We start from the raw sequence: 23631 nt of genomic DNA, 5'->3' as shown, positions 1-23631 counted from the left end.
GGGGGGAAGCTGATTAAGCGTCCGCATGTCAAACAACATGAAAAATATTGAATTTGAAAAACCAGCCTATTCAGACTGGCAAGATGCAGCAATCAAAGCTTTAAAAGGGAAACCATTTGAGTCACTATTTTCCAAAACAAATGAAGGTGTTACATTACAGCCGCTTTACACGCAAGAAAGTTTAGTAGCTAAGCTTGGAGAAGAGCTTGATTTACAAGTTGCCACAATCCGTTCCCTACAAAATAGTCAAGCGTTTCAGGTGGCACAGCAAATTCACGCTGATACAAGTGAAGCATTTTTTGCACAGCTTGAAGATAGTTTAGCGCGAGGCAATGAAGTGATTACAGTGGATAGTCGTGTGAAGTTTGATTGGACAGAAGAAGTATTGGTCAAATTAGCATCATATTTCTCAGAATATTCATTTAAAATTACTATTAAAAATACAAAAGACCCATTATTAGCAGTATTTGACAATATTGCAGAGGATCAACGTGAAGCAGTTAAAGGTTTCATTGTTTCTAAGGACCCGATCTCTTTCAACGCATTTCCGAACGTGCGCTCAGTCAGTGCTGACACGACCGTTTATCACAATGAAGGTGCCAACGCAGTACAAGAGCTAGCCTATGCACTTGCATTAGCAGCCAAGTTTGCGGAACAGGAAGAAAGCTTTGAAGCATTCTCGAAGAAGTTTTTTGTAATCTTTGCCATTGATACACAATTCTTTACGGAAATTGCCAAACTTCGTGCTTTTAAAGTACTTTGGAAAGCGTTCTCATCCGCTTATGGTGTGACAGACAGTGTAAAAATCCCAACGGTTGCTGAAACATCACTAAGAAGCTTTTCTAAATTAGATGTGTATGTCAATTTATTACGTTCTTCCAATGAAGCGCTTTCTGGTTTAATTGGTGGAGCTGATCTCTTTACTGTTCATCCGCATGATGTGTTAACGAAGCCTACGGAACAATCGATTCGTATCGCTCGGAATGTATCATTAATATTAAAAGAAGAAACAAATGTTTTGAAAGTGACAGATCCAGCAGGAGGCTCTTATTTTATTGAGTCGTTAACAGCAGACTTTGTAAAAGAAGCGTGGGCATTATTTTTAGATATCGAGGCTGCTGGCGGGATGGATGAATATATAGCGTCTGGCAAGCTTGCGGAAGAAGTGGCAACCACTTATCATACTCGAATCAAAGCTGCATCAACACGTAAGCAATCATTAATTGGAACGAATATTTATGCAAATCCAGCAGATGTACTTGAGCAGGATACAAACCCATTATTTGCTGATATCAAACGTATTGCTGTTCCATTTGAGAAGTTGCGTGCAGAAATGACAGCAGCTGATGTGAAAACAGGTATTTTAGCATTAGGGTCATTAAAAAGCTCTAAGCCACGTGCAGATTTTGTAGCTGGTTTCTTAAATACAGTTGGTCTTGTTCCAGAAAAAAGTGAGCCAGTGGCAACTGCTGAAGAGGCGATTGCTTGGTTGCAGGCTACAGAGGCTAAGTATGTTGTAATTGCAGGCAGTGACGATGATACAAAGGCACTTGTACCGGCTATTTTAGCTGCACAACCAGCAAATGTGCTTATAGATGTTGCAGGTAAATTTAAAGATGAAGAAGAAGCATGGTTAGCAAATGGTTTAAACGGCTTTATTTTCGCAGGACAGAACATCATTGAAAAATTACAGTCCGTGTTTGCGAGCATGAAGGAGGTCCAACGATGAGCAAGCCTAATTTTAATGTAGTAGAAATAGAAAAAGTGTTAACAGCTGAAGCCCCACAAGCGTCTGACGACAAGTTTATGACAAATGAAGGGATTGAAATTAAAGATATTTACACGAAGGAAGATATTAAAGATGCGAAACATTTAAACGATGTAGCAGGTATTGCACCTAATACACGTGGACCATACCCTACTATGTATGTAGCACGTCCTTGGACCGTTCGCCAATACGCAGGTTTCTCAACGGCTGAGGAATCCAATGCCTTCTATAAACGAAATTTGGCAATGGGGCAAAAAGGTCTTTCTGTAGCGTTTGACTTAGCGACGCATCGAGGCTATGACTCAGATCATCCACGTGTAACAGGGGATGTAGGGAAAGCTGGTGTTGCTATTGACTCTGTTGAGGATATGAAAATCCTTTTCGATCAAATACCGTTAGATCAAATGTCCGTTTCTATGACAATGAATGGAGCAGTTTTACCAGTTCTTGCCTTCTATATTGTGGCAGCTGAAGAGCAAGGGGTAACACCAGACAAATTAGCAGGTACAATTCAAAATGATATTTTAAAAGAATATATGGTGCGTAATACATATATTTACCCACCAGCTATGTCAATGCAAATCATCGCAGATATTTTTGAATATACAGCGAAATATATGCCAAAATTTAACTCTATTTCAATTTCTGGTTACCATATTCAAGAAGCTGGCGCAACAAATGACATTGAGCTTGCCTATACGTTAGCAGATGGCTTGGAATATGTACGTACAGGATTGAAAGCAGGAATTGATATCGATGCCTTTGCACCTCGTCTATCGTTCTTCTGGGCAATCGGTATGAATTATTACATGGAAGTAGCTAAAATGCGTGCAGCACGTCGTATTTGGGCACAAATGATGTCAACATTTAATCCGAAAAATCCGAAAACATTAGCATTACGTACCCATTCTCAAACATCGGGCTGGTCTTTAACGGAGCAAGATCCATTTAACAATGTGGCTCGTACATTATTCGAAGCGAATGCATCTTCAATGGGACACACACAATCCCTCCATACCAACGCACTGGATGAAGCGATTGCACTTCCAACAGATTTCTCGGCACGTATCGCGCGTAATACACAGTTATTTTTACAAGAGGAAACAGCGATGACGAAAGTGATTGATCCATGGGGCGGTTCGTACTATGTGGAGAAACTAACAGAAGAAATTACGCAATCCGCTTGGGCATTGATCGAAGAAATTGAAGCACTTGGAGGGATGGCCAAAGCGATTGAAACAGGACTTCCGAAAATGAAGGTTGAAGAAGCCGCAGCCAAACGCCAAGCAAAAATTGACTCTAAAACAGAAACCATTGTAGGAGTGAATAAATATCGCTTAGCAAAAGAAGAGCCAATTGACATTTTGGATATTGATAATACAATTGTTCGTCAAAAACAAATTGAACGTTTAGAAGCGATGAAGGCAGCACGTGATGAAGCAGAAGTTCAAAAACATTTAGCTCGCTTAACAAAAGCTGCTCAAGATGGTGAAGAGAACTTACTAGCTGTGGCGGTGGATGCAGCGCGTGCGCGTGCCTCTTTAGGTGAAATTTCTGATGCTATCGAGGCGATTTCTGGTCGTCATAAGGCCGTGATTCGTTCTATTTCAGGTGTTTACTCTGCCAATTTCTCAGATGAGGAGCAAATTGCGGAAGTGAAGCAAATGACAGAAGAATTCCTTGAAAATGAAGGACGTCGTCCACGTATTTTAGTAGCAAAAATGGGACAGGATGGACATGACCGCGGTGCCAAGGTGGTCGCAACGGGCTATGCTGATTTAGGCTTTGACGTAGATATTTCACCATTATTTATGACACCTGCTGAGGCTGCTCAAATGGCTGTTGAAAATGATGTCCATGTCATTGGTGTATCTTCACTAGCAGCAGGTCATAAAACATTAGTGCCTGAATTAATTGCGGAGCTTGAAAAGCTAGGTCGTGAAGATATTATCATTATTGTTGGTGGTGTTATTCCAGCGCAAGATTATGACTTCCTTTACGATGCTGGTGCAGTAGCCATTTTTGGACCAGGTACAGTGATTCCTGTATCTGCACAAAAAATTATTGAAGAAATCTACAAACGTTTAGGCTATGAGGAAGTGTCTGAATAATGGACAAAAACAAAGGAATGGAAGACAGTGCGCTATTTGTCATGGACGGAGTCGAGGCAACTCACGACGGTATGCAGTATGGCACACCTAAAAAATTCCGAAAGAAAAAGGCAGACAATATGAATGTAGGAGAGCTTGCTCAACAAGTACGTGTGGGCTCTCGCACACATTTATCAAAAGCCATTACCCTCATTGAAAGTGCCAACGCTACTCATAAAGTGCAAGCACAAGAATTATTACAGGAGCTTCTTCCGCATACAGGAAATAGTATTCGAATTGGCATTACCGGAGTTCCAGGAGCGGGAAAAAGTTCATTCATTGAGGCTTTCGGAACAATGCTTTGTGATATGGGAAAACGAGTAGCTGTTCTTGCGATTGATCCAAGTTCTTCCTTATCAGGTGGGAGTATTCTTGGCGATAAAACACGCATGGAAGAGCTCGTTAAGAAGCCTACTGCATTTGTTCGCCCATCTCCATCGGCAGGTACCCTTGGGGGTGTTCACAAAAAGACCCGTGAAACAATGTTAGTTTGTGAGGCGGCAGGCTATGATGTGATTTTAATTGAAACGGTTGGTGTAGGGCAAAGCGAAACCTACGTCCGTGGGATGGTTGATTTCTTTCTACTCCTTGTGTTAACAGGGGCAGGAGATGAATTGCAGGGCATGAAAAAAGGCATCATGGAATTAGCGGATGCCATTGTCGTGCATAAAGCAGATGGCGATAATGTTCGTTTAGCCAAAAAAACGGTTGCAGAGTATAAGCAAATTTTGCATTTTTTACAGCCCGCTACACTCGGTTGGATGTCTACAGCAATGCCTGTTAGTTCATTAGAAAAACGGGGACTTGATAAGGTTTGGGAGACAATTGGAGATTTCAAGCAAATTGTTGAAGCCAATCACTATTGGGCTACTCGTCGACAACAACAAACAAAAGAGTGGTTTCAATCGATGATTACCGACCATTTAATTGATCAATTTTATGGGAATCCACAGCGTAAAGCACAGGTACTGCTACTTGAACGTCAAATTTTAAGTGGACAACTGACTGTCACACAAGGTGTCGATCGTTTATTTAACGAAGAGCAGGAAGACAAGTAAACGAATCTTAGTATTCAACTGAATTGTGATGAGCAAGTAGGTGCACAAATTCGTTGCAAACTGCTATGATAAGAGATGGATGAGCGTCAAAAAATTTTTATAGGCAATCATGCTGAATGGACGCGAACTTGAAAGGAGCTATCGCTATATGAATATGGATTACGATTTATTTATGCAGGAAATTTTAAAAACAGCACGTGCTGAAATTGAGGCAGCGGGTTACGAACAACTACAAACACCAGAAGCTGTTGAAGAGGCGTTTACTCGCCCAGGTACAACATTAGTAATGGTGAACTCAGTATGTGGTTGTGCGGGCGGTATCGCTCGTCCAGCAGCGGCACAATGTGTTCATTACGATAAACGTCCCGATCATTTAGTTACAGTGTTTGCAGGGCAAGATAAAGAAGCGACTGCAGCGGCACGTTATCATTTTGGAGAAGATCACCTACCTTCTTCACCATCTTTCGTTCTATTAAAAGATGGACAAGTAGTTGCAGAAGTTGGTCGCTATGAAATTGAAGGGCATGACCCAATGTCCGTTGTGACCAACTTACAAGCAAACTTTGAAGAATATTGTGATGAGCTTTAATTCTATTCTTGCATAATAAAAATGAATTCAAATGAAGTAGAAAAGCCTCATAGATCACAGAATCTATGTAGGCTTCCTACTATCATCATGTATAGATAGTTTCATTATTATTAAAATTTTTGTAATATTGGCTAAATAATTAGCTAAAAGAGTGAAGAGTACTAAACGATAGGAGGCAGTCGGCCTGAAGAAATTTTCAATCGGCTATCGAACTTTAAAAACAGCAATTGGTGCGGCCATCGCTATTGCCATTGCTCAGTATTTTGATTTAGCCTCGTATGCATCTGCTGGTATTCTAACCATATTATGTGTGCAGCCAACGAAAAAAAAATCTATTCATGCAGCTTATACACGATTGGTCGCGAGTATTGTGGCAATGCTTTTTGCCTTTGTAAGCTTTGAATTTTTTACTTATCATCCGCTTACATTAGCAGGCATGCTCCTGTTATTCATTCCAACCATTGTATCATTAAAGGTAGCAGATGGATTTATTTCTAGTGTTGTAATTATAATGCATATTTATGCTGCTGAAGGTTTTTCATTAGCACTTGTTTATAATGAATTAGCGTTGATGGCAATCGGTTATGGCACAGGGATTGCCATTAATATGTATATGCCAGACATACAAAAGGAATTAAATTACTACAGAGTTAAAATTGAGGAGCTATACAGCAAGATTTTTTTAGAAATTGCCACCTATTTACGTCAAGGAGACACGCTATGGAATGGACATGAAATCATTGAAGCAATCCGAACGCTAGAAGAGGCAAAATCATTGGCGTTTAAAGATGTTGAAAACCATTTTATGAGACTTAAAAATGATTACTATGTGTATTTTGATATGCGTGAGCAGCAGCTAGAAATTATCGAACGAGTATTGCCAAAAGTGACGACACTACCTGTTATAGTACAAGAGGCTGAAATTGTGGCAGATTTTTTACAAGACCTCGGTGAGCATGTTCATTCGGGGAATACGGCAAGTCATTATCGAGAAAAATTAGAACATGTAAAACGTGATTTTTCTCAGCTGCCTTTACCGCAAAACCATGAACAATTTATCGCTCAAGCCGCTCTCTATCAGTTTATCGAGGAGATGGACAGGTATTTAGAAATAAAGCAGTCATTTAAGGGCTTAAAGGCTAAAAAAGAGCGCCCACAGTAACGTGGACGCCTCGGGCTTTGCCTTAAACTAACATGGATAATCCGAATGCTAGAGATGAGATTAGCATAATCGCGATCATGCTATAAACAACGATTTTTTGAAATTTTTTATTACTCATATGCTCGTTCGCTCCTTCTTTTCTTATAAATAGTTTAGCAAATCTGAAAAATTTCTCAAGTAGTAGAGTTTTGACAAAAAAATCTGTAAAATAGAGTATGTACCATAACAGAAGGAGATGTCACCATGGAGAAAGTAGACCATATTGGGATTGCAGTGCGCGATCTTGATGAACGCATTACATATTATACAGAAACTTTAGGCTTAAAGTTGATGAAAGTAGAAGAAGTAGAATCTCAACAGGTTCGTGTGGCATTTATCGACGCAGGTAACGTGAAATTAGAGCTATTAGAACCAATGAGTGATAAAAGTGCCATTTATGGATTTATTGAAAAACGTGGAGAGGGAATTCACCATGTTGCCTTCGGTGTAACAGGAATTCGTGAGCGTATGGCAGAGCTTCGTGAAAAGGGTGTACGTCTATTATCGGAAGAGCCAGGACCTGGTGCTGGAGGTGCAGAGGTTGCATTTATGCATCCTAAATCCTCATTCGGGGTGTTATATGAATTATGTGATAAAAGTGGAAAAGGGGATAAGTGATCATTATGGATATGTTCGACAAAATCAATGACTTGTATGACCGTAAGACTGTAATTGAACTTGGTGGTGGCTATGAGCGCATCGAAAAACAGCATGAAAAAGGGAAATTAACAGCTCGTGAGCGTATTGATTTGCTACTAGATGAAGGGACATTTTTCGAAATCAACCCATTTATTACTCACCGTACAGTAGACTTTGGGATGGATAAAATGGAAGGCCCTGGTGATGGTGTAGTTACTGGTTTCGGTAAAATTAACGGACGTCCAGTATACTTATTCTCCCAAGATTTCACAGTGTTTGGTGGGGCGCTTGGTGAAATGCATGCCAAAAAAATGGCGACAGTGATGGATCTAGCTGCTAAAAACGGTACACCATTTATCGGTATTAATGATTCAGGTGGTGCACGTATCCAAGAAGGTGTTCTGTCTCTAGATGGCTACGGTCATATTTTCTACCGCAATGCGATTTATTCAGGCGTGATTCCGCAAATTTCTGTTATTATGGGACCTTGTGCTGGTGGAGCGGTTTATTCGCCAGCTATCACAGACTTTATCTTAATGGTGGATAAAACATCTCAAATGTTCATAACAGGACCTAAAGTCATCGAAACTGTAACAGGTGAGAAAATCTCTGCTGAAGATTTAGGTGGTTCAAAAGTAAATAATGCGGTAAGTGGGAATGCTCATTTCCGTGCGCCATCTGAAGAAGAGGCAATTGAAGAAATTAAAAAACTATTAAGCTATTTACCACAAAACAATAAAGAAAAGGCACCTCGACAAGCTCGACCTGAAGGGGATGACTACCGTCCAGAAATCGTGGATACAGTGCCAATCGAAACAACACGTCCATATGATGTTCGCAAAGTAGTTGAGCAGGTAGTGGATGAAGGTTCATTCATGGAAGTACATGCAGAGTTTGCGAAGAACGTAGTAGTTGGTTTTGCACGTATTGCTGGTGAATCAGTAGGGCTTGTTTGTAACCAACCAAAAGTACTTGCTGGTGGATTAGATATTGATTCTTCTGATAAAGCAGCTCGTTTCATCCGTACTTGTGATGCGTACAATATCCCAATTATCACATTTGAAGACGTATCTGGCTTCTTCCCAGGCGTTAAACAAGAGCATGGCGGTATTATTCGACATGGTGCAAAGATTCTTTATGCGTATTCAGAAGCTACAGTACCAAAAATTACAGTGATTTTACGTAAAGCTTATGGAGGCGCTTACGTTGCTTTAAACTCTAAATCAATCGGTGCTGACCTTGTATTTGCATGGCCAAATGCTGAAATTGCTGTTATGGGTGCTGCTGGCGCAGCAAACATCATTTTTGCCCGTGAAATTGCGAAATCAGATGACCCAGAAGCAACACGTGCAGCAAAAATTGAAGAATATAAAGAAAAATTCGCCAACCCGTATGTGGCAGCATCTCGCGGCATGGTAGACGATGTAATCGATCCACGAGATACACGTATGAAGCTGATTCAAGGACTGGATATGCTTTCAAATAAACACGAAACACGTCCTGAGAAAAAGCACGGGAATATTCCTCTATAAAATGAGTACAAGCCTAGTAGCTAATGAGTTGCTAGGTTTTTCATTGCTAAAAAGTGAAACATTTTTTCTTGCCATCCGTACTGATATAGTAAGAGGAGTTGAGATGAATGGAATGGAAGCAATTGCAAACAGAGCAAGAAAAGATTCATGCACAACTAAGAAAGGCATCAAGATTAAACGAGCAAAGCGAATTATTGCATAAGCAGATTCACTATACACAACAGGAAATAGACAAACATACGACAGCCCTCAACCAAATTCGATTAAAACTTGATAAATTGGATGGCTTCTCATTTATGAATATGATTCGTACGTGGACTGGACAACAAGATGAACTACGCGCTGAAAAAATTGATAAAGCAGCAGTTCTTGAATTAAAGATTAGTGAAGCGAAGAAAATGCAAGCGGATTTAACAGAAGATAGTGTTCAAGTAACCAATAAGCTAGCTCAATTTGATGAAATGGCGTTACAACAAGAACTTCAACAAATCTATGCGAAAAAGAAAAAGTACTTACAGCTTCATGATGTTGCTCAGGCAAAGAAGCTAGAGCATTTAGCACATGAGGAAATGGTAACAAAGCAACTCATAACAGAAATTCAAGAGGCTGAGGAAGCGGGGGAAGTAGCTCTAACAAAGCTAGGGCAAGCAGCAGCTTCTCTTCATTCGGCTAGTGGCTATTCCTCCTGGGATACTTTCTTTGGTGGCGGGCTGATTGCCACTCACTTAAAGCATGATGCACTCGATCAGTCAGAAAACTATTTACATCGGGCTCAAATCGCGTTGCAACGTTTTCATAATGAATTATTGGATGTTCATGAGATGTCAACGAAATCGCTGCATGTAGAAACAGATGGGTTTGTGAAGTTTGCTGACTACTTCTTTGATGATATTTTTTCTGCATGGTCTGTCCATTCTAAAATTTCAACAGCAAGAGAACAAGTTTCACGGGTTCAGGACGATGTACATAATACCATTTGGCGCTTACAGGATAAACAAAATAAAGCAAATAACTACCTACAAGCTATAGAAAAAGAAAAAGAGGCTATTGTCAATGCCTAAGGAAAGTCTGAGAATTTTTCATAGTTTTGGAAAATAAAACTACCACAGAACTTTTGTGAAAGATGAAAGTGGATTTTCGTTGCAGGCCGCTTGCTTTCCTGTGAGCGAGTACCAGGCCGCTTCCTTCGCTACCGCTCCGTTTAGAGGCTCGCCTGTCTCGCTATCCCACGGGAGTCAAGTAGCCCTTCACTCCAATCTATAAAAATATTTCTTTATTAGTAAAGGTTTTCAATTAAAGAGAAGGTATTCACTACTCTTTATGGAGGGGTGTTGTCACACATCACTTCTCCACATTGAAAATAGAAGCCTATCCTTTCTCTAATAAGACAAATAATGGGCTAAGGAAAAGACACTTTTGCACATGGTTGATTGGAGTGGCGCCAGCGTCACTCCTAGGGGATTTAGCGTCATAGGTGAGACCCTGGAGCGAAACGCAGTGAGTGAAGCGGCTCAACGGACGCCCCCTGGAAAGGACGCTGGCGGAACGGAAATCAACCCCTCGCCTTGCTAAAGGTTCTTTTTCTGCTATTGGCATCACCTTTTTTCAACAATATGGGAAAGTCTGAGAATTTTTCTCAGACTTTTTAGTTTGGTAGGATTGTTCAATGATTTCAACTCTTCTGACCTTGTGCTAAAATAGTACATATACTATAACGTGGCAAAACACGTAAACTAAGGGAGTTTTACAACATGACAAGTCGTTTAGTAGAAGAGTTTTTTGAGCTCGTTCAAATTGATTCAGAAACAAAACATGAACAAGTAATTGCACCAATTCTTGTAGAAAAATTAACTGCACTTGGTTTTACAGTTATCCAAGACGATGCTCATACGCGTAATGGACATGGAGCAGGTAATATTATTGCTACATTAAAAGGCACATTAGATGTGGAGCCAATTTACTTTACGTCTCATATGGATACAGTTGTTCCAGGGAAAGGTATTAAACCTTCTCTACGTGAAGATGGTTATATCGTATCAGATGGCACGACGATTTTAGGTGCTGACGATAAGGCTGGTCTAGCAGCACTTTTAGAGATGGTAAAATGTTTAAAAGAGCAAAATATTGCACATGGAGATATTGAATTTATTATTACGGCTGGTGAAGAAAGTGGGCTTGTTGGAGCAAAAGAGCTAGATCCAACCATGATTAAGGCGAAATATGGCTTTGCAGTAGACAGTGATGGGAAAGTGGGAGGCATCGTGACTGCAGCACCATTCCAAGCGAAAATTTTTGCGAAGATTATTGGCAAAACGGCACATGCAGGGGTGGCTCCTGAAAAGGGTATTTCCGCTATTACAGTGGCATCAAAATGTATCGCTCAAATGAAGCTAGGTCGTTTAGATGAAGAAACGACTGCAAATATTGGACGTTTTGAGGGTGGACAAGCGACGAATATTGTTTGTGATGAAGTGACAATTTTAGCAGAAGCGCGCTCTATTGACCAAGCTAAATTAGATGCACAAACAAAGCATATGAAGGAAACTTTTGAGCAAGTTTCGGCTTCACTAGGCGCACGTGCTGAAGTAGAAGTGAAGCTGATGTATCCAGGATTCCGTGTAACAGAAACAGATAAAGTAGTTCAAGTAGCCATCGCAGCTGCACGCAATATTGATCGTACACCAACATTAGGTATTTCAGGTGGCGGCTCGGATGCGAATGTGATTGCTGGCTTTGGCATTCCTACCGTTAATCTATCAGTTGGCTATGAAGACATTCATACAACAAATGAAAAAATACCAGTAGAAGAATTAGAAAAATTAGCAGATTTACTTGTAGAAATCGTCAAAGAATCGGCGAAAAACTAACAGTCAAATAGAAGGATGTGACCGCATGGAAAGTGTCAAAGCAGTCGTTTTTGCTTGTGGGACAGAGGAATACGCAGTGCCTGTGGAGCAAGCAATTTCAATTGAAAAATTAGAGCATGTAACACCTATCCCTCATTTACCTAATTATCTTTTAGGCTTTACAAGAATTCGTGGTGAGCTTGTACCTGTTCTTGATTTTGAACGAATATTGTACAACCGCTCATCTAATACAGCAACTGCTCGTATTATTGTTTTAAATACAGACGTGGTTAATTATGGATTACTGGTGACAGAAGCTCGAGAAATTCTTGATTTTGATGATTCAGTACTTCAACAATTGGGCCTTGTTAATTACAGTAAAACACGCTACTTTACGGCTGTAGCTAATCTTGAGAACCGTATGATTACTTATGTCGATCCAAAAATATTGGTCAATTCATTAGATGGCATTCGTGAGATTATCGATTATTTACACAAAATGCTTGAAAATGAAAAAGAAAACGTGGAGGCATAGGCACTCTAAGTTTTCTTAGTGTTGAAAAAACAACACAATCACTAGGATTTTGTGTACGGCGAAAAGGCTTGTCGCTGACGCATTGCTTTCGCGCAGAGCAAAACCTAGGGGCTAGCTATTCCATATTCCACGGGACTCAAGTAGCCTTGTTGTGACTAATCCCTTCACATTTAAATAAAGGCATAAGATAAAGAAAAGACACCTTTGCAACATGGCGGAACGGCTATCAACCTCTCGTCTCACCAAATGTTTATGGACATCGTCTTTTTTCATAGGTTGACAATATGGTCATAATAAAAAGCCCTTCCAGCAAACTGGGAAGGGCTTTTCGTTTGTTATTAAGACAGTCGACCACTGTAGTCTTCAAATTTAAATTCACGAATGACTTTACTGCCTTCTTCATCGTTATAAGAAACGATAGAAGGTAAGTTGACACCATTAAACATATGGTTTTTAACCATAGAATAATGAGCCATATCTGTAAAGACAAGACGATCGCCTGGTTTTAGTGGTTGATCAAATGAATAATCACCAATTACATCACCAGCAAGACATGTAAGTCCGCCTAAGCGATACGTATGCGCGAATTCATTTGCTTGACCAGAACCGATAATCATTGGACGGTACGGCATTTCAAGTACATCAGGCATATGACATGTTGCTGACGTATCTAAAATAGCAAGGTCCATGCCATTTTTTTGAATATCAAGTACTGTAGCGACTAAATAGCCTGTATTAAGTGCTACCGCTTCGCCTGGTTCTAAGTAAACAAGCAGGTTGTATTTTTCTTGAATATAGTTAATGATGTTAACAAGTTTTTCGACATCATAATCTGCACGCGTAATATGATGGCCACCACCGAAGTTTAACCATTTCATTTGATGTAACACATCACCAAATTTTTCTTCTACTACTTCAATAATACGTTCTAACGTGTCGGAATTTTGTTCACACATCGCATGGAAATGTAAGCCATCAATGCCGTCAAGCTGTGATTTATCGAAGTTAGCCAAAGTTGTACCAAGGCGAGAGTTCGTGTAGCAAGGATCGTAAAGTGCTGTTTCAATTTCAGAGTACTCAGGATTCACACGAATACCACATTCAATTGTTTTTCCAGCAGATTTTACTTTCTCTTTGAACTGAGCCCATTGGTTAAATGAGTTAAACACGATGTGATCCACATAGCCTAGAAGCTCGTCCATTTCATGCTCAATATAAGCAGGAGCATAGACGTGTACTTCCTTGCCCATTTTTTCATAGCCTAGACGTGCTTCATGCAAGGAGCTAGCAGTAATACCTGCTAAATATTCCCCAACTAATGGGAATGTTGAATGCATGGAAAAGCCTTTCAGGGCTAGTAAAATGCGGCAGCCTGTACGATCTTGAATTGATTTTAAAAGCTCAAGATTTTTTGTTAATAATCGCTCATCCACTACATAAGAAGGGGATGGAACTTTTGAAAAATCAATTGGTTTCATCGGCTTAATTCCTTTGCATCTAAATCAAGGTCAAGTAATTCTGGGTTATGACTTTCTTGCCATGGTAGACCCCATTTATTTAGTGCATCCATGAATGGATCTGGATTGAAGTCTTCTACATTCCAAACACCTGGTTTACGCCATTCGCCATTCATCACAAGCATAGCACCGATCATAGCTGGTACACCTGTTGTGTAAGAAATCGCTTGTGAACCCACCTCGTTATAGCACTCTTCATGGTCACATACGTTGTAGACATAATACGTTTTTTCTTGCCCATCTTTTAGACCGCGTATGATACAACCGATATTTGTTTTACCTTTTGTACGTGGTCCAAGAGAAGCTGGATCTGGCAATACCGCTTTAAGGAAGTGGATTGGTTGAATCATTTGACCTTCAAATTCGATTGGTTCAATAGATGTCATACCAACGTTTTCTAATACTTTTAAGTGTGTTAAGTATTTTTCAGAGAACGTCATCCAGAAACGGATTTGTTTTAAACCTTTGATATTTTTTGCAAGTGATTCAAGCTCTTCATGGTATAGAAGATAAATATCTTTTGGTCCGATTTCTGGAAGGTTATACACTTCTTTTTTCTCAAGTGGTGCTGTTTCAACCCACTTGCCTTCTTTCCAGTAACGACCATTCGCTGTAATTTCACGAATGTTAATTTCTGGGTTAAAGTTTGTTGCGAAATGATAGCCATGATCTCCCGCATTCGCATCCACGATATCAATATAGTGAATTTCATCAAATTCATGTTTTTGAGCATGAGCTGTGAAAACGCCTGTTACACCTGGATCAAAACCGCTACCAAGTAATGCAGTTAAGCCGGCTTTTTCAAACTTCTCTTTATAAGCCCATTGCCATTTATATTCAAATTTTGCCGTTTCAGGTGGCTCGTAGTTTGCAGTATCCACATAGTGCACACCTGTCGCTAAGCAAGCATCCATAATCGTTAAGTCCTGATAAGGTAATGCCACGTTAATCACAACATCCGGTCCGAAAGCTTTAATAAGCTCAATAACCTCTTCTGTATTATCCGCGTCTACCTGTGCAGTATGAATTTTTGTTTTTCCGCCGTCTAGTTTTTCTTTTAGAGCGTCACATTTTGAAACAGTTCTACTTGCGATACAAATTTCCTCAAATACGTCCGAATTTTGAACACACTTGTGTACCACAACACTGGCAACTCCGCCAGCTCCGATAATCAATGCTTTACCCAATTGTCTACCCCCAAGTTCATATAAAGTATTGTCAAACAAGCTGATTATACAGAAAATTGATATACTACTCAATCATTGTTTTAAAAATTTCTACAAAAATTTTTATTTTACTACAATAATTAGACGTAATCAGAGGGGAATACCTCGAGAAAGTAGCTAATTGTGTATGAAAAAGACTAATTTATTGAGCTCATTTGTAGATTTTGTTAGATGAAGTTGTTCAAACTAATCTAGCCTCTCATCATAGAATTTCATGTGCTTTATTTTTCTCACCTTTTGAGCTGTACATAAAAAATCCCTTTCACCCTATAAGGTAAAAGGGATGTACAGCATAATAAAATCAACTGCTTTCAATCGTTTTAGTGTGTCAAAACAGGCTAATTTTATGCTAATTATTTCAAAAAGCGATTGGGTATCTGTTGTTTTTCTTCTCCCCATATATAAAAGAAAACCACAAGTAATGTACTTAAAAACCCCATCACAAGAGCATACGTACTGAGGGCTACATGCACTTGACTTTGCATAGCATAAATAAAAATAGCTCCTATCGTTAACAAATTTCCTGTAACAAGCGATATAAAATGAAAGCGTTTATTCATAGCAAGCCCTCCTATTAGATGATAAGGTAATGCTCCATGATGAAGAGAGTTCGCTTCAATTATCGCATAATTCAGAACTTTTATCCATCGCTTTTATTATATTAGTAATATTAAAGATGCTTTTTAAATACATCTTTTTGTAGTATGATTGAGGAATAATAGGGAATATTCATAGATGATTATTAGAAAGGGGAGAGGATGAATGGTGAAATTACGCAATTCATTAACTTTTCAACTTGGGACGATTATTGCTGGTATTTTAGTGGTGATGCTAGGGATTACGTCGTTCGCTACATACATAACTGCTTACAATAAACTATATGATGCTGCTGGCGTGGAGGCCTATGGTTGTGCCAATATCACAACAGGTTTAATTGATCCAGCATTAATGGACAAGGCCATTCAGGGCGATCAAGATGCACAGGTGCGTATTGGACATGATTTAAACTGGACAACGGGCCATAAGGACATTTTTCAAACGCAATATATTTTAGCACTCGATGGCACATTATTAGCGCTGGATGAACATTTAGCTGAGGAAGGTCTCGCACCTGGCGATTCATTTTATTTAGATAAAGAAGCCATTGATATGTTGCTGACACATAAGCATCCAACATACTCACAGCCCTATAATTTTGCTGGTATGGATCGCTTATCAGGCTATGCACCTATTTTTAAAGACCATGATTCTAGTAAAGAAATCATTGCAATTAGTGTCATCGATTTTGATGCCAATATCGTAAAAGAACGAACGTGGGATGTCGTGCGAAATGGTATCTTAATAAGTATTTTCCCTATGCTTATTGCTTCGATCATTACAGGCTTTTTAATTCGTCAAAAAGTGAAACCGATTAGTGTGCTAATTCAGCAGGCTAAAGAAATTGCGAATGGGAATTTAGCTGTACCTGAAACAAAAATTCATAGTAAGGATGAAGTAGAGGATTTAGCAAATACCTTAAATCGAATGACCGCTAATTTGCAAAATATGATTATGACGATGCGCTCCACTTCAAATACTTTAGCTAATAACTCAGATGAAACCGCTTCCACGTTGCACGATATGAGTAATACGATTCAAGGTGTTGCGAACAATATCGAAGAGGTCACAAGTGCTGTGACGGAAGGGATGCATCATGCTGAAAATGCGACAGATGTTCTGACATCTTTAGCAGAGGACCTTCAAATGATACAGCACAATGCCAATGACAGTGCTGAGAATGCTCGACAAACAATGAAATTAGCAACAGAGGGTGAGCGACTGGCGAAGGATATAAGTAATGATATGGCATTGATTCATAACGGTTCAGGTGAAGTTCGACAAACAGTCGAAAACTTGGTCACATCAGCAACCAAAATACAAACGATTACTACCTCTATTGCTACTATAGCCTCCCAAACGAATTTACTAGCTTTGAATGCTTCCATCGAGGCGGCTAGAGCAGGGGAGCATGGGAAGGGTTTTGCCATTGTTGCTGAGGAAGTACGCAAGCTTGCCGAGCAGTCCAATCAAGAGGTTTTACAAGTCGAACAGCTAATTCAAGACATTATGAAACATGTTCAGCAAGTGATGACATCTACGAATGATAATACGCAATATATCGAAAAAGGCACAGAGACAGTGCGTTTAACCGCGCAATCTTTAGGCAATATTTCCACAGCAGTAGCCACAACGGTAGAAGAAATGATTATGCTTTCTCATGCTATGACCGCTGAAAATGAAAAATCAGCTCGTATTGTTCAAATGATTCAACAATTAACAGAATCCATTAGAGATATAGAAGAAACGATGAATATGATTACGGTAGCAGCACAGCAAACAACAGCAAGTATTGATGAGGTAGCACAAGGTTCTAATGAAACAAATCATATGGCTCATACACTTGAACAGCATGTAAAAGCGTTTAAATTAAAAGAATTGTAGAAAGATTAGGACAAGTTGTCTTTTGCTTCTATTGCGAAGATGGTACACTAGCTATAAGATTTGTCTTTTGTGAAGTGGAGGATTTAAATGGTGGTAAAACAACTGGATGAGCAAGTTCAACAAGTTAATGACTTATTTTTGAGTGGACAGGTAAAGGAAAGCTATCAACTGGCTAAAAGAATAATAATGAATCATGCAGTGGTTGAAGAGGAGGCCTATCAATTCATCCAACAGCATGTGGCCATGCTAGAGGCGAACGGGTATGCGAGTATGCCTCACCCCACTGATGAAAAGGTGAAACAAAGTGTAGAACGCACAGATGGTTCTTATCCAGAACGAGATGTTCTCACGGCTTATATTGGGAGTCAGGATGATGAGCAATTTGGAAAAGTAATCGATGAATTATTAGCAGGGTCTATTGAAGCACAGGCGAATGCTTATTATACAATGGCGGAATACTTTGTTCTTGCTGAAGAACGAGACAAGGCAACAGCACAGTATGCAGAGGCAATCAAATTGCAGCCCAATAAGGCGCTCTATTGGGGAGCTTTTGCCCAGTTTTTGAATCGTCAGGAGGGCAGCCCCTATCTGGCATTACGATTAATTGAAGAAGCTATTCTACTAGATGGGATGAATCCACGTTGGCACTATATTCAAGGCAATATTTTTTTACAGCTAGTAGCAGCGACGAAAAATTTAAGCTATTTACCTGCCTTAGAAGAGGCGTGGAACAAAGCTGAAAAACGGTGTAGCGCTAAGCAAGTTGCATTGAAAATGGATCTTGTAAAGTCACGTGATCTGTTAACACAATGGAAAAAGCAAATGCTATAACGATTAAAAACTGTCTAGCAAAGCATTAATAATTATTTGATTTTAAGTATATTTATGCTATCATAAAAAGATAAACGGACGTATGAAGCTTATCGATTACATGAAAGAAGTGTTTTTTTGAGTTTATATGTAGCGTATGTATTGGTAGGACTTGCCATTGCCATGCCTGTAGGAGCTATTACTGTAGAAATGACAAAGCAAGGACTCAAAAATGGTTTTATGCATGGCTGGGCTGTAGGGCTTGGTGGCATGACCATTGACATTGTATTAGTTTTTGCTTTATACATGGGACTAGCCTCTATTTTGGCTATGCCGATGGTCCAACTTCCTATGTGGATTATTGGAGCAGGCTTTTTATTCTTGTTAGGCTATGATTCTATCAAGAATGCAGACCATGATATTACATTAGCAGGAGAAAAAGTAACCAAATCGTTTTTTGCCTCTTATTTTAATGGCTTATTGGTCGCAATTTCGCCTGGTAATCTTGTATTTTGGGTCAATGTATTTGGTGTAGTGCTAGCTAAATCTTATGGACAAGGACAGCCGACAAACTTTTTAATTATTGCTGCTGGCGTTCTTAGCGGTATTTTACTCCACGACATCGGTTTGCTGACCATTGTGTCAGTCACTCGAAAAGCTATGAACCGTAAGATGATTAAGACATTTACAATTGTTGCAGGATTCTTATTGATTGGTTTTGCTGGTTATTTTATATATGAATTTATTCAAGCAATTAAGATTTATATATGAAAAGTGCGATCTTCTAGATCGCACTTTTTTTATGGTACCATCAGTGCTGCTTGATGCTCATGGATACAGGCGATAATTTCTTCCGCTACTTCATGCGCTAGCGATAGTTCTGAAGTAAAGCCCACACAGGAGCAATTCATTTCACCTAAAATATAACCATCTTCTCCAGCCTCATTCGTATCTAACATAAAGTCAGCCGTCCAAATCAATGGTAAATCATAATTGCCTAATAGGTTCGTCACTTGTGGGAGTTGTGCTAAAAAATTTTGTACGAGCTCTTGCCAATCTGCAGGCTGGTCATAGCGATATTGGGCACCTGAGAAGAGTGTGGCGCTAAAGGCATCCTCAGTATCTGCCGGTTTTTTATGTACTACATAAATAGGACGGTTTCTTAACATGAATAAGCGAATTTCACCTTCTGTAATTCGCGGAAGAAATCGCATATCGATTAACATACCATTCATCCCTGTAATATACTGCTTACAAAATGTCATGAACTCGCCAAGCTGCCAATATTCAACATGATTATCTTTCGCTTCTGTACATTTGATTTGTGCATTAAGTGGCACTTCAGTGATGCCCTTGGCAAGCGGATTCACCAATTGTACACGCCAAATACCTTCACCAGTTGAACCACGATTTTGCTTCAGAACACGTTCTGTCGAAGCTAAGGAGATAGGGAATTGCTTTTTGAATGCTTCTATAGTGTAGTAGGCATATGTATCATCAGGTACTAAATTCGTTGATGTAAGCTTTGATAGAGCGTCTTTCGAGCCGTAGCTAATCATCGCATCAGGATGTGGCATTCCGATAATTCCAGCCTGGCACAGCTCTCGTAGCATGGTAAAATACGCTTCCTCATGCTGTAAGTTACCAGGGTTTATACGCGATACATAGGCAACACCATGTTCCTTCACATAGTCAAAGATTTGCTGTTTTTTTGTGACATCAAAAAATAGCACCTCTGCATCTTGCCCACGTTCCTTTAGGGCATCCACCATCGGTAGGGTGTCTGGGCGATAGCCGTCGGGTCCTTTATCTGTGCCACCCTCAACCTCGAAAAAAATAACTTTTTTATCCATAAAAATACCTCCTTTTGTCTGCTATTAAATTCAGTATAGTAGACAAATCAGGAAAAAAGATAGATGAAATATGTAAATTTTATGTATAAATTTATATATTACTAGTCCTGTTTTAGGAGGTATTTACTATTGTTTTCGGGACATTTTGAATAAGTTACGCTTCAACCTGTTTTTTCTGAAAGACTGTGAGGTATAAAATCATAAGAAGAATGAGTAATGTGCCTATAAACTGATAGCCCCCAAAGGTAATTTTTAACCACCAGACACTCGTAATAACAGCCATTAATGGTTCAAGGCTTCCTAGTAAGCTTGACTCCTTAGGGGAGAGATAGTGCAAACTAGCAATATAAAACCAAAAAGCGAGCATTGTGCCAAAAATAATGATAAAGAGAAAATAAGCAACAGTGGAAAAGGTCCAATTTGATACATCAATCGCCCAAGGTGGATGGAAAATACTCATTACTGCCCCACCGATAATCATTGACCAGCCAACAACTAGTAATGAATGAAATTGCTGCAAAAGTGGAATCGCATAGAGAGTATAAAAGGCAACTGAAAGCCCTGATAACACGCCCCACAGCACAGCCATAAAAGGAACTGATAAGGTTGAAACGGAGCCATTTGTTAATAATAAAAATGTTCCTACAAGTGTAAGTGTGACGGCAATCCCATCTTGTTTTGTCAATGGATTTTGCCTCGTTAGTAAAAAATAAGCCATGATAAACAGCGGTGCTAAATATTGTAATAAGGTGGCTACTGCAGAATTACCAATCGCGATAGACATCATATAGGTATATTGGACAGCGAGCATGCCGAGTAAACTAAATAAAATTTGTTTAAAAGCATTCTGTTTCGTGCGCCATATGGCAAAAATTGAGACATGACGGTAGGTTATTTTATAAATAGCTAGTAGCAGTAGGCCAGCCAAAAGTAGCCGACTAGATACAAGCCAGCCCACTTCTATATCGTCTTGTTGGAATAACCTTTGGGCAACGGTCCCACCTATTCCCCAAAAACTTGCCCCTAATATAACAAGAAGGAAGCCCATAGTACGATTTCTTTGGATGATTTGATTCATTTGTTCACATCTCCTAAAATATCAATATAAGGTGATTATAAAGGAGAGAATTGCAAATAAATATCGATTTAATCGTATAAAAATATCAATATATTGAGGTGTTAAGGATGCCGTTGACGCATATTAAAATAGCAAAGGATTTACAAGAATTAACGCTGCACGGGACAAAAGAATTTCCCGTTGCCTTGTATGAAACGGTCATGCAATTAGAGAGGTTGGATTTCCTACCACTCCATTGGCATAAGGAAATTCAATTTGTTTATTTAAAAAGTGGACGAGCTCAGTATCGAGTAGGGGGAGATGCATTTATTTTAGAACAAGGGGAGGGGCTCTTTATCAATGCCTCGGTATTGCATGAAGCGAAGCCTTATGAAATTGAACAAGCTTTGATTTATTGTGTCAATGTGGACCCAATGCTGATAGCTGGTCATGAGGGCAGTATCTTTGCCCCAAAATATGTTGAGCCTTATATCACAAAAAATCGAGTGCCTTATGTCAAGCTGACGGGGGAGTTAGCACAGAAAATAGCATCGATTGCAGCATTGATGCGGGAACAAGACGTATTTTTTGAATTAAAGTTTTGGAGAGAGCTCCTATTCATTTGGGAATCGATGCTAACTCAATCCTTGCTGACAGAAGAAATGATGGATCAATCCTCCATCGTACAGCATGAACGAGCAAAAGTAATGTTGGATTTTTTACATGCACATTATCAACAAAAAGTAACGTTAGAAGATTTAGCAAGTCATGTCTATATAAGTCGCGCCGAATGCAGTCGCTTTTTTAAGAAAATAGTGGGTATGACGCCGTTTAGCTATTTATTACAATACCGACTGCGCAAAAGCATAGAATTATTGCGGAATGGTGAGCTATCTATAACCGAAATAGCTGGTGATACAGGTTTTAGTACGGTCAGTTACTATATCGAAAAATTTAAAGAATACACTGGCTACTCGCCACATGTTTACCGTAAAAAGTTTCTAAGTGTGAAAAATAATTGAACATGTTTGGAAAAAGATCATCTTTTATACTCAAAATATATACAAAATTAACCATTTGAAATAAAGTAAAATTAGCAATAAGGAGGGGGATAGGGAAGGATGGTTTTAAAAAGTAAGCAAAATATATGGCTAGGCTTGTTATTAATCGTGTTAGCCAGCAATTATACACTCTATAACACTGGATTGGGTGTATCCATTTTACCAATCGAAACGAATGGGGTTGTCATGGGGTCATTGATCGACTTTATTGTGGTGATGCCCGTATTATGGATGCTTTATAAAGGAAGGTTTTCGTTCAAGCACGCCATTTTATTAGCCGCATCAGGCTGTATTGCCGCACGCTTTATGATTCCCATGGAGCATCTTCAGCCATTTGTGGCTGTGACATGGGCAGGTTTTGTGATGGAATCAGTTATTATTTTATTAGAAATTGTCGTACTAGCAACACTCGTGCGCTATTTGCCCCAAATCCTGATGGAAGTGCGTAGGAGTTCATTGCCAGATCTCTTTTCATTTTCAAAAGCTGTAGAAAATCATGTACCCAAGCATGCTATCATTCAGATGATTTGTGCGGATATGCTAGTGCTATATTATGGTTTTGCAAGTTGGAAAAGACAAGAACGTCAGGGCTTAACTTTACATAAAAATTCGAGCTACATCGCTTTTCAACTCATGATTATTCATGGCATTGCCATTGAAACGATTGGTATTCACTGGTGGCTACACGAAAAATCAATAGTACTTTCCATTGTTTTGCTCCTTTTTAATATGTATTCAGTGATTTTCTTTTTAGCGGATATGCAGGCCATTCGTTTAAATCCTGTTTACGTAACAAATGATACATTGTATTTATCTCTTGGACTAATGAAACGAACTGCCATTCCATTTGCTCAAATTGCAGCAATCGTGGAAGATAAGGAGCAGCTAGAAGGAAAATTATCAAAAGATACGATTGATTTTATAGCCCGTGATTTTGCTGAAGCCTACCCACAATTCATTTTGAAAATGAAAGAGCCTGTAGAAGTGACATTTATGCTAGGAATAAAAAAGCGCTATAATCAAGTAGCCATCAAGGCTGATCAAGTACAAGAGTTTAGACAAATGCTTGAACAAGGAATAACAAAATAACTATCCTAAAACGGGTGCTCCTAATATGCGTGCACCCGTTTTATGAATCGCTCAAAGTAAGTCTGTAAAAGTAAGATGTTCCATTCTATAAAGATGGCTTATGTATAGCCTGTAAAAATAATAATATTATTTAACCAAATTTTAACCTTCGTTTTTTATAGTATTTCATATACAAAAGTAGGAGGAAAGGGAATGTAAAGGTCGTGTCCAAACTAGATA

At 39.2% G+C, this 23631-nt stretch carries 21 protein-coding genes; 15 read left to right on the top strand and 6 right to left on the bottom strand.

Translation table 11 applies throughout. The features are described 5' to 3' along the window. The first annotated feature begins 25 nt into the window (after nucleotides 1–25). The 5 genes from MHI04_RS13775 to MHI04_RS13755 all read left to right on the top strand — a co-directional run bounded on the left by MHI04_RS13775 (nucleotide 26) and on the right by MHI04_RS13755 (nucleotide 6727). A complete protein-coding gene (locus tag MHI04_RS13775; RefSeq protein ID WP_342503672.1) occupies nucleotides 26–1729 on the top strand; it encodes a methylmalonyl-CoA mutase family protein in 1704 nt (567 codons plus the stop codon). Continuing rightward, on the top strand, nucleotides 1726–3879 hold the full coding sequence (gene scpA / locus MHI04_RS13770) for a methylmalonyl-CoA mutase (protein ID WP_036122829.1): 2154 nt from the start codon (nucleotides 1726–1728) through the stop codon (nucleotides 3877–3879). The genes MHI04_RS13775 and scpA overlap by 4 nt, the downstream gene beginning before the upstream one ends. Further along, nucleotides 3879–4976: a methylmalonyl Co-A mutase-associated GTPase MeaB gene (gene meaB / locus MHI04_RS13765; RefSeq protein WP_036122834.1), complete on the top strand. Its 1098-nt coding sequence runs from the start codon at nucleotides 3879–3881 to the stop codon at nucleotides 4974–4976. The genes scpA and meaB overlap by 1 nt, the downstream gene beginning before the upstream one ends. 148 nt (nucleotides 4977–5124) lie before the next feature. After that, nucleotides 5125–5565, top strand: a complete 441-nt coding sequence (locus MHI04_RS13760; protein ID WP_036122837.1) for a BrxA/BrxB family bacilliredoxin — start codon at nucleotides 5125–5127, stop codon at nucleotides 5563–5565. 184 nt (nucleotides 5566–5749) lie between these two features. Next, nucleotides 5750–6727: an aromatic acid exporter family protein gene (locus MHI04_RS13755; protein ID WP_036122840.1), complete on the top strand. Its 978-nt coding sequence runs from the start codon at nucleotides 5750–5752 to the stop codon at nucleotides 6725–6727. 22 nt (nucleotides 6728–6749) lie between these two features. Here MHI04_RS13755 and prli42 read toward each other — a convergent pair whose 3' ends face one another. Continuing rightward, entirely contained in the window at nucleotides 6750–6845 is a 96-nt protein-coding gene (prli42, locus tag MHI04_RS13750) for a stressosome-associated protein Prli42 (RefSeq protein ID WP_155273190.1), read from the bottom strand. A 125-nt stretch (nucleotides 6846–6970) separates the two neighbouring features. Here prli42 and mce point away from each other — a divergent pair, with 125 nt between their 5' ends. The 5 genes from mce to MHI04_RS13725 all read left to right on the top strand — a co-directional run bounded on the left by mce (nucleotide 6971) and on the right by MHI04_RS13725 (nucleotide 12318). Further along, nucleotides 6971–7384 carry a methylmalonyl-CoA epimerase gene (mce, locus tag MHI04_RS13745; RefSeq protein WP_141903613.1) on the top strand — a complete coding sequence of 138 codons (414 nt, stop codon included), beginning with the start codon at nucleotides 6971–6973 and terminating at the stop codon, nucleotides 7382–7384. A 5-nt stretch (nucleotides 7385–7389) separates the two neighbouring features. Next, nucleotides 7390–8937 (top strand): acyl-CoA carboxylase subunit beta, encoded by a 1548-nt coding sequence (locus MHI04_RS13740; protein WP_036122848.1) that lies wholly within the window; start codon nucleotides 7390–7392, stop codon nucleotides 8935–8937. Between the two features lie 107 nt (nucleotides 8938–9044). Next, nucleotides 9045–9998: a hypothetical protein gene (locus MHI04_RS13735; RefSeq protein ID WP_340811477.1), complete on the top strand. Its 954-nt coding sequence runs from the start codon at nucleotides 9045–9047 to the stop codon at nucleotides 9996–9998. A gap of 690 nt (nucleotides 9999–10688) precedes the next feature. Further along, complete coding sequence (locus MHI04_RS13730; protein WP_089934711.1) at nucleotides 10689–11804, top strand: M20/M25/M40 family metallo-hydrolase; 1116 nt, start codon at nucleotides 10689–10691, stop codon at nucleotides 11802–11804. A 25-nt stretch (nucleotides 11805–11829) separates the two neighbouring features. Beyond that, nucleotides 11830–12318, top strand: a complete 489-nt coding sequence (locus MHI04_RS13725) for a CheW domain-containing protein (RefSeq protein ID WP_036119903.1) — start codon at nucleotides 11830–11832, stop codon at nucleotides 12316–12318. Nucleotides 12319–12656: 338 nt separating this feature from the next. On the opposite strand, the gene nspC is transcribed toward MHI04_RS13725, so the two are convergent. The 3 genes from nspC to MHI04_RS13710 form a co-directional block, all read right to left on the bottom strand. Further along, nucleotides 12657–13796, bottom strand: coding sequence for a carboxynorspermidine decarboxylase (nspC, locus tag MHI04_RS13720; RefSeq protein ID WP_036119906.1), 1140 nt, complete (start codon nucleotides 13794–13796; stop codon nucleotides 12657–12659). After that, nucleotides 13793–15022, bottom strand: a complete 1230-nt coding sequence (locus MHI04_RS13715) for a saccharopine dehydrogenase family protein (RefSeq protein WP_036119909.1) — start codon at nucleotides 15020–15022, stop codon at nucleotides 13793–13795. Before MHI04_RS13715 ends, nspC begins: the two co-directional genes overlap by 4 nt. Before the next feature lie 392 nt (nucleotides 15023–15414). Continuing rightward, nucleotides 15415–15621 (bottom strand): hypothetical protein, encoded by a 207-nt coding sequence (locus tag MHI04_RS13710; RefSeq protein ID WP_036119912.1) that lies wholly within the window; start codon nucleotides 15619–15621, stop codon nucleotides 15415–15417. A gap of 202 nt (nucleotides 15622–15823) precedes the next feature. Here MHI04_RS13710 and MHI04_RS13705 point away from each other — a divergent pair, with 202 nt between their 5' ends. From MHI04_RS13705 to MHI04_RS13695, 3 genes are all read left to right on the top strand, one after another. Next, nucleotides 15824–17542 (top strand): methyl-accepting chemotaxis protein, encoded by a 1719-nt coding sequence (locus tag MHI04_RS13705; RefSeq protein ID WP_342503673.1) that lies wholly within the window; start codon nucleotides 15824–15826, stop codon nucleotides 17540–17542. Nucleotides 17543–17629: 87 nt separating this feature from the next. After that, complete coding sequence (locus MHI04_RS13700; protein WP_036119916.1) at nucleotides 17630–18373, top strand: hypothetical protein; 744 nt, start codon at nucleotides 17630–17632, stop codon at nucleotides 18371–18373. A 117-nt stretch (nucleotides 18374–18490) separates the two neighbouring features. Beyond that, entirely contained in the window at nucleotides 18491–19123 is a 633-nt protein-coding gene (locus MHI04_RS13695; protein WP_036119920.1) for a LysE family transporter, read from the top strand. Nucleotides 19124–19152: 29 nt separating this feature from the next. On the opposite strand, the gene MHI04_RS13690 is transcribed toward MHI04_RS13695, so the two are convergent. Together MHI04_RS13690 and MHI04_RS13685 are read right to left on the bottom strand one after the other, a co-directional pair. After that, a complete protein-coding gene (locus MHI04_RS13690; RefSeq protein WP_036119923.1) occupies nucleotides 19153–20205 on the bottom strand; it encodes a Cj0069 family protein in 1053 nt (350 codons plus the stop codon). Between the two features lie 154 nt (nucleotides 20206–20359). After that, a complete protein-coding gene (locus MHI04_RS13685; RefSeq protein ID WP_036119926.1) occupies nucleotides 20360–21283 on the bottom strand; it encodes a DMT family transporter in 924 nt (307 codons plus the stop codon). A 107-nt stretch (nucleotides 21284–21390) separates the two neighbouring features. On the opposite strand from MHI04_RS13685, the gene MHI04_RS13680 reads away from it, so the two are divergent. Both MHI04_RS13680 and MHI04_RS13675 read left to right on the top strand, forming a co-directional pair. Continuing rightward, nucleotides 21391–22284: an AraC family transcriptional regulator gene (locus MHI04_RS13680; protein ID WP_036119929.1), complete on the top strand. Its 894-nt coding sequence runs from the start codon at nucleotides 21391–21393 to the stop codon at nucleotides 22282–22284. 99 nt (nucleotides 22285–22383) lie between these two features. Then, a complete protein-coding gene (locus MHI04_RS13675; RefSeq protein ID WP_101966774.1) occupies nucleotides 22384–23412 on the top strand; it encodes a beta-carotene 15,15'-monooxygenase in 1029 nt (342 codons plus the stop codon). Nucleotides 23413–23631: the final 219 nt, after the last annotated feature.

It is taken from the genome of Lysinibacillus sp. FSL K6-1151, from assembly GCF_038630755.1.
GTDB lineage: Bacteria > Bacillota > Bacilli > Bacillales_A > Planococcaceae > Lysinibacillus > Lysinibacillus fusiformis_D.
The sequence above is the reverse complement of the archived record's forward strand: the minus strand, read 5'-3'. Positions and strand labels throughout refer to the sequence as shown.

Bases quoted from the DNA above. Each gene is read 5' to 3' on its own strand.
- MHI04_RS13775 (WP_342503672.1), top strand. From the start codon at position 26: ATGTCAAACAACATGAAAAATATTGAATTTGAAAAACCAGCCTATTCA.
- scpA (WP_036122829.1), top strand. From the start codon at position 1,726: ATGAGCAAGCCTAATTTTAATGTAGTAGAAATAGAAAAAGTGTTAACA.
- meaB (WP_036122834.1), top strand. From the start codon at position 3,879: ATGGACAAAAACAAAGGAATGGAAGACAGTGCGCTATTTGTCATGGAC.
- MHI04_RS13760 (WP_036122837.1), top strand. From the start codon at position 5,125: ATGAATATGGATTACGATTTATTTATGCAGGAAATTTTAAAAACAGCA.
- prli42 (WP_155273190.1), bottom strand. From the start codon at position 6,845: ATGAGTAATAAAAAATTTCAAAAAATCGTTGTTTATAGCATGATCGCG.
- mce (WP_141903613.1), top strand. From the start codon at position 6,971: ATGGAGAAAGTAGACCATATTGGGATTGCAGTGCGCGATCTTGATGAA.
- MHI04_RS13740 (WP_036122848.1), top strand. From the start codon at position 7,390: ATGGATATGTTCGACAAAATCAATGACTTGTATGACCGTAAGACTGTA.
- MHI04_RS13735 (WP_340811477.1), top strand. From the start codon at position 9,045: ATGGAATGGAAGCAATTGCAAACAGAGCAAGAAAAGATTCATGCACAA.
- MHI04_RS13730 (WP_089934711.1), top strand. From the start codon at position 10,689: ATGACAAGTCGTTTAGTAGAAGAGTTTTTTGAGCTCGTTCAAATTGAT.
- MHI04_RS13725 (WP_036119903.1), top strand. From the start codon at position 11,830: ATGGAAAGTGTCAAAGCAGTCGTTTTTGCTTGTGGGACAGAGGAATAC.
- nspC (WP_036119906.1), bottom strand. From the start codon at position 13,796: ATGAAACCAATTGATTTTTCAAAAGTTCCATCCCCTTCTTATGTAGTG.
- MHI04_RS13710 (WP_036119912.1), bottom strand. From the start codon at position 15,621: ATGAATAAACGCTTTCATTTTATATCGCTTGTTACAGGAAATTTGTTA.
- MHI04_RS13705 (WP_342503673.1), top strand. From the start codon at position 15,824: ATGGTGAAATTACGCAATTCATTAACTTTTCAACTTGGGACGATTATT.
- MHI04_RS13700 (WP_036119916.1), top strand. From the start codon at position 17,630: ATGGTGGTAAAACAACTGGATGAGCAAGTTCAACAAGTTAATGACTTA.
- MHI04_RS13690 (WP_036119923.1), bottom strand. From the start codon at position 20,205: ATGGATAAAAAAGTTATTTTTTTCGAGGTTGAGGGTGGCACAGATAAA.
- MHI04_RS13685 (WP_036119926.1), bottom strand. From the start codon at position 21,283: ATGAATCAAATCATCCAAAGAAATCGTACTATGGGCTTCCTTCTTGTT.
- MHI04_RS13680 (WP_036119929.1), top strand. From the start codon at position 21,391: ATGCCGTTGACGCATATTAAAATAGCAAAGGATTTACAAGAATTAACG.
- MHI04_RS13675 (WP_101966774.1), top strand. From the start codon at position 22,384: ATGGTTTTAAAAAGTAAGCAAAATATATGGCTAGGCTTGTTATTAATC.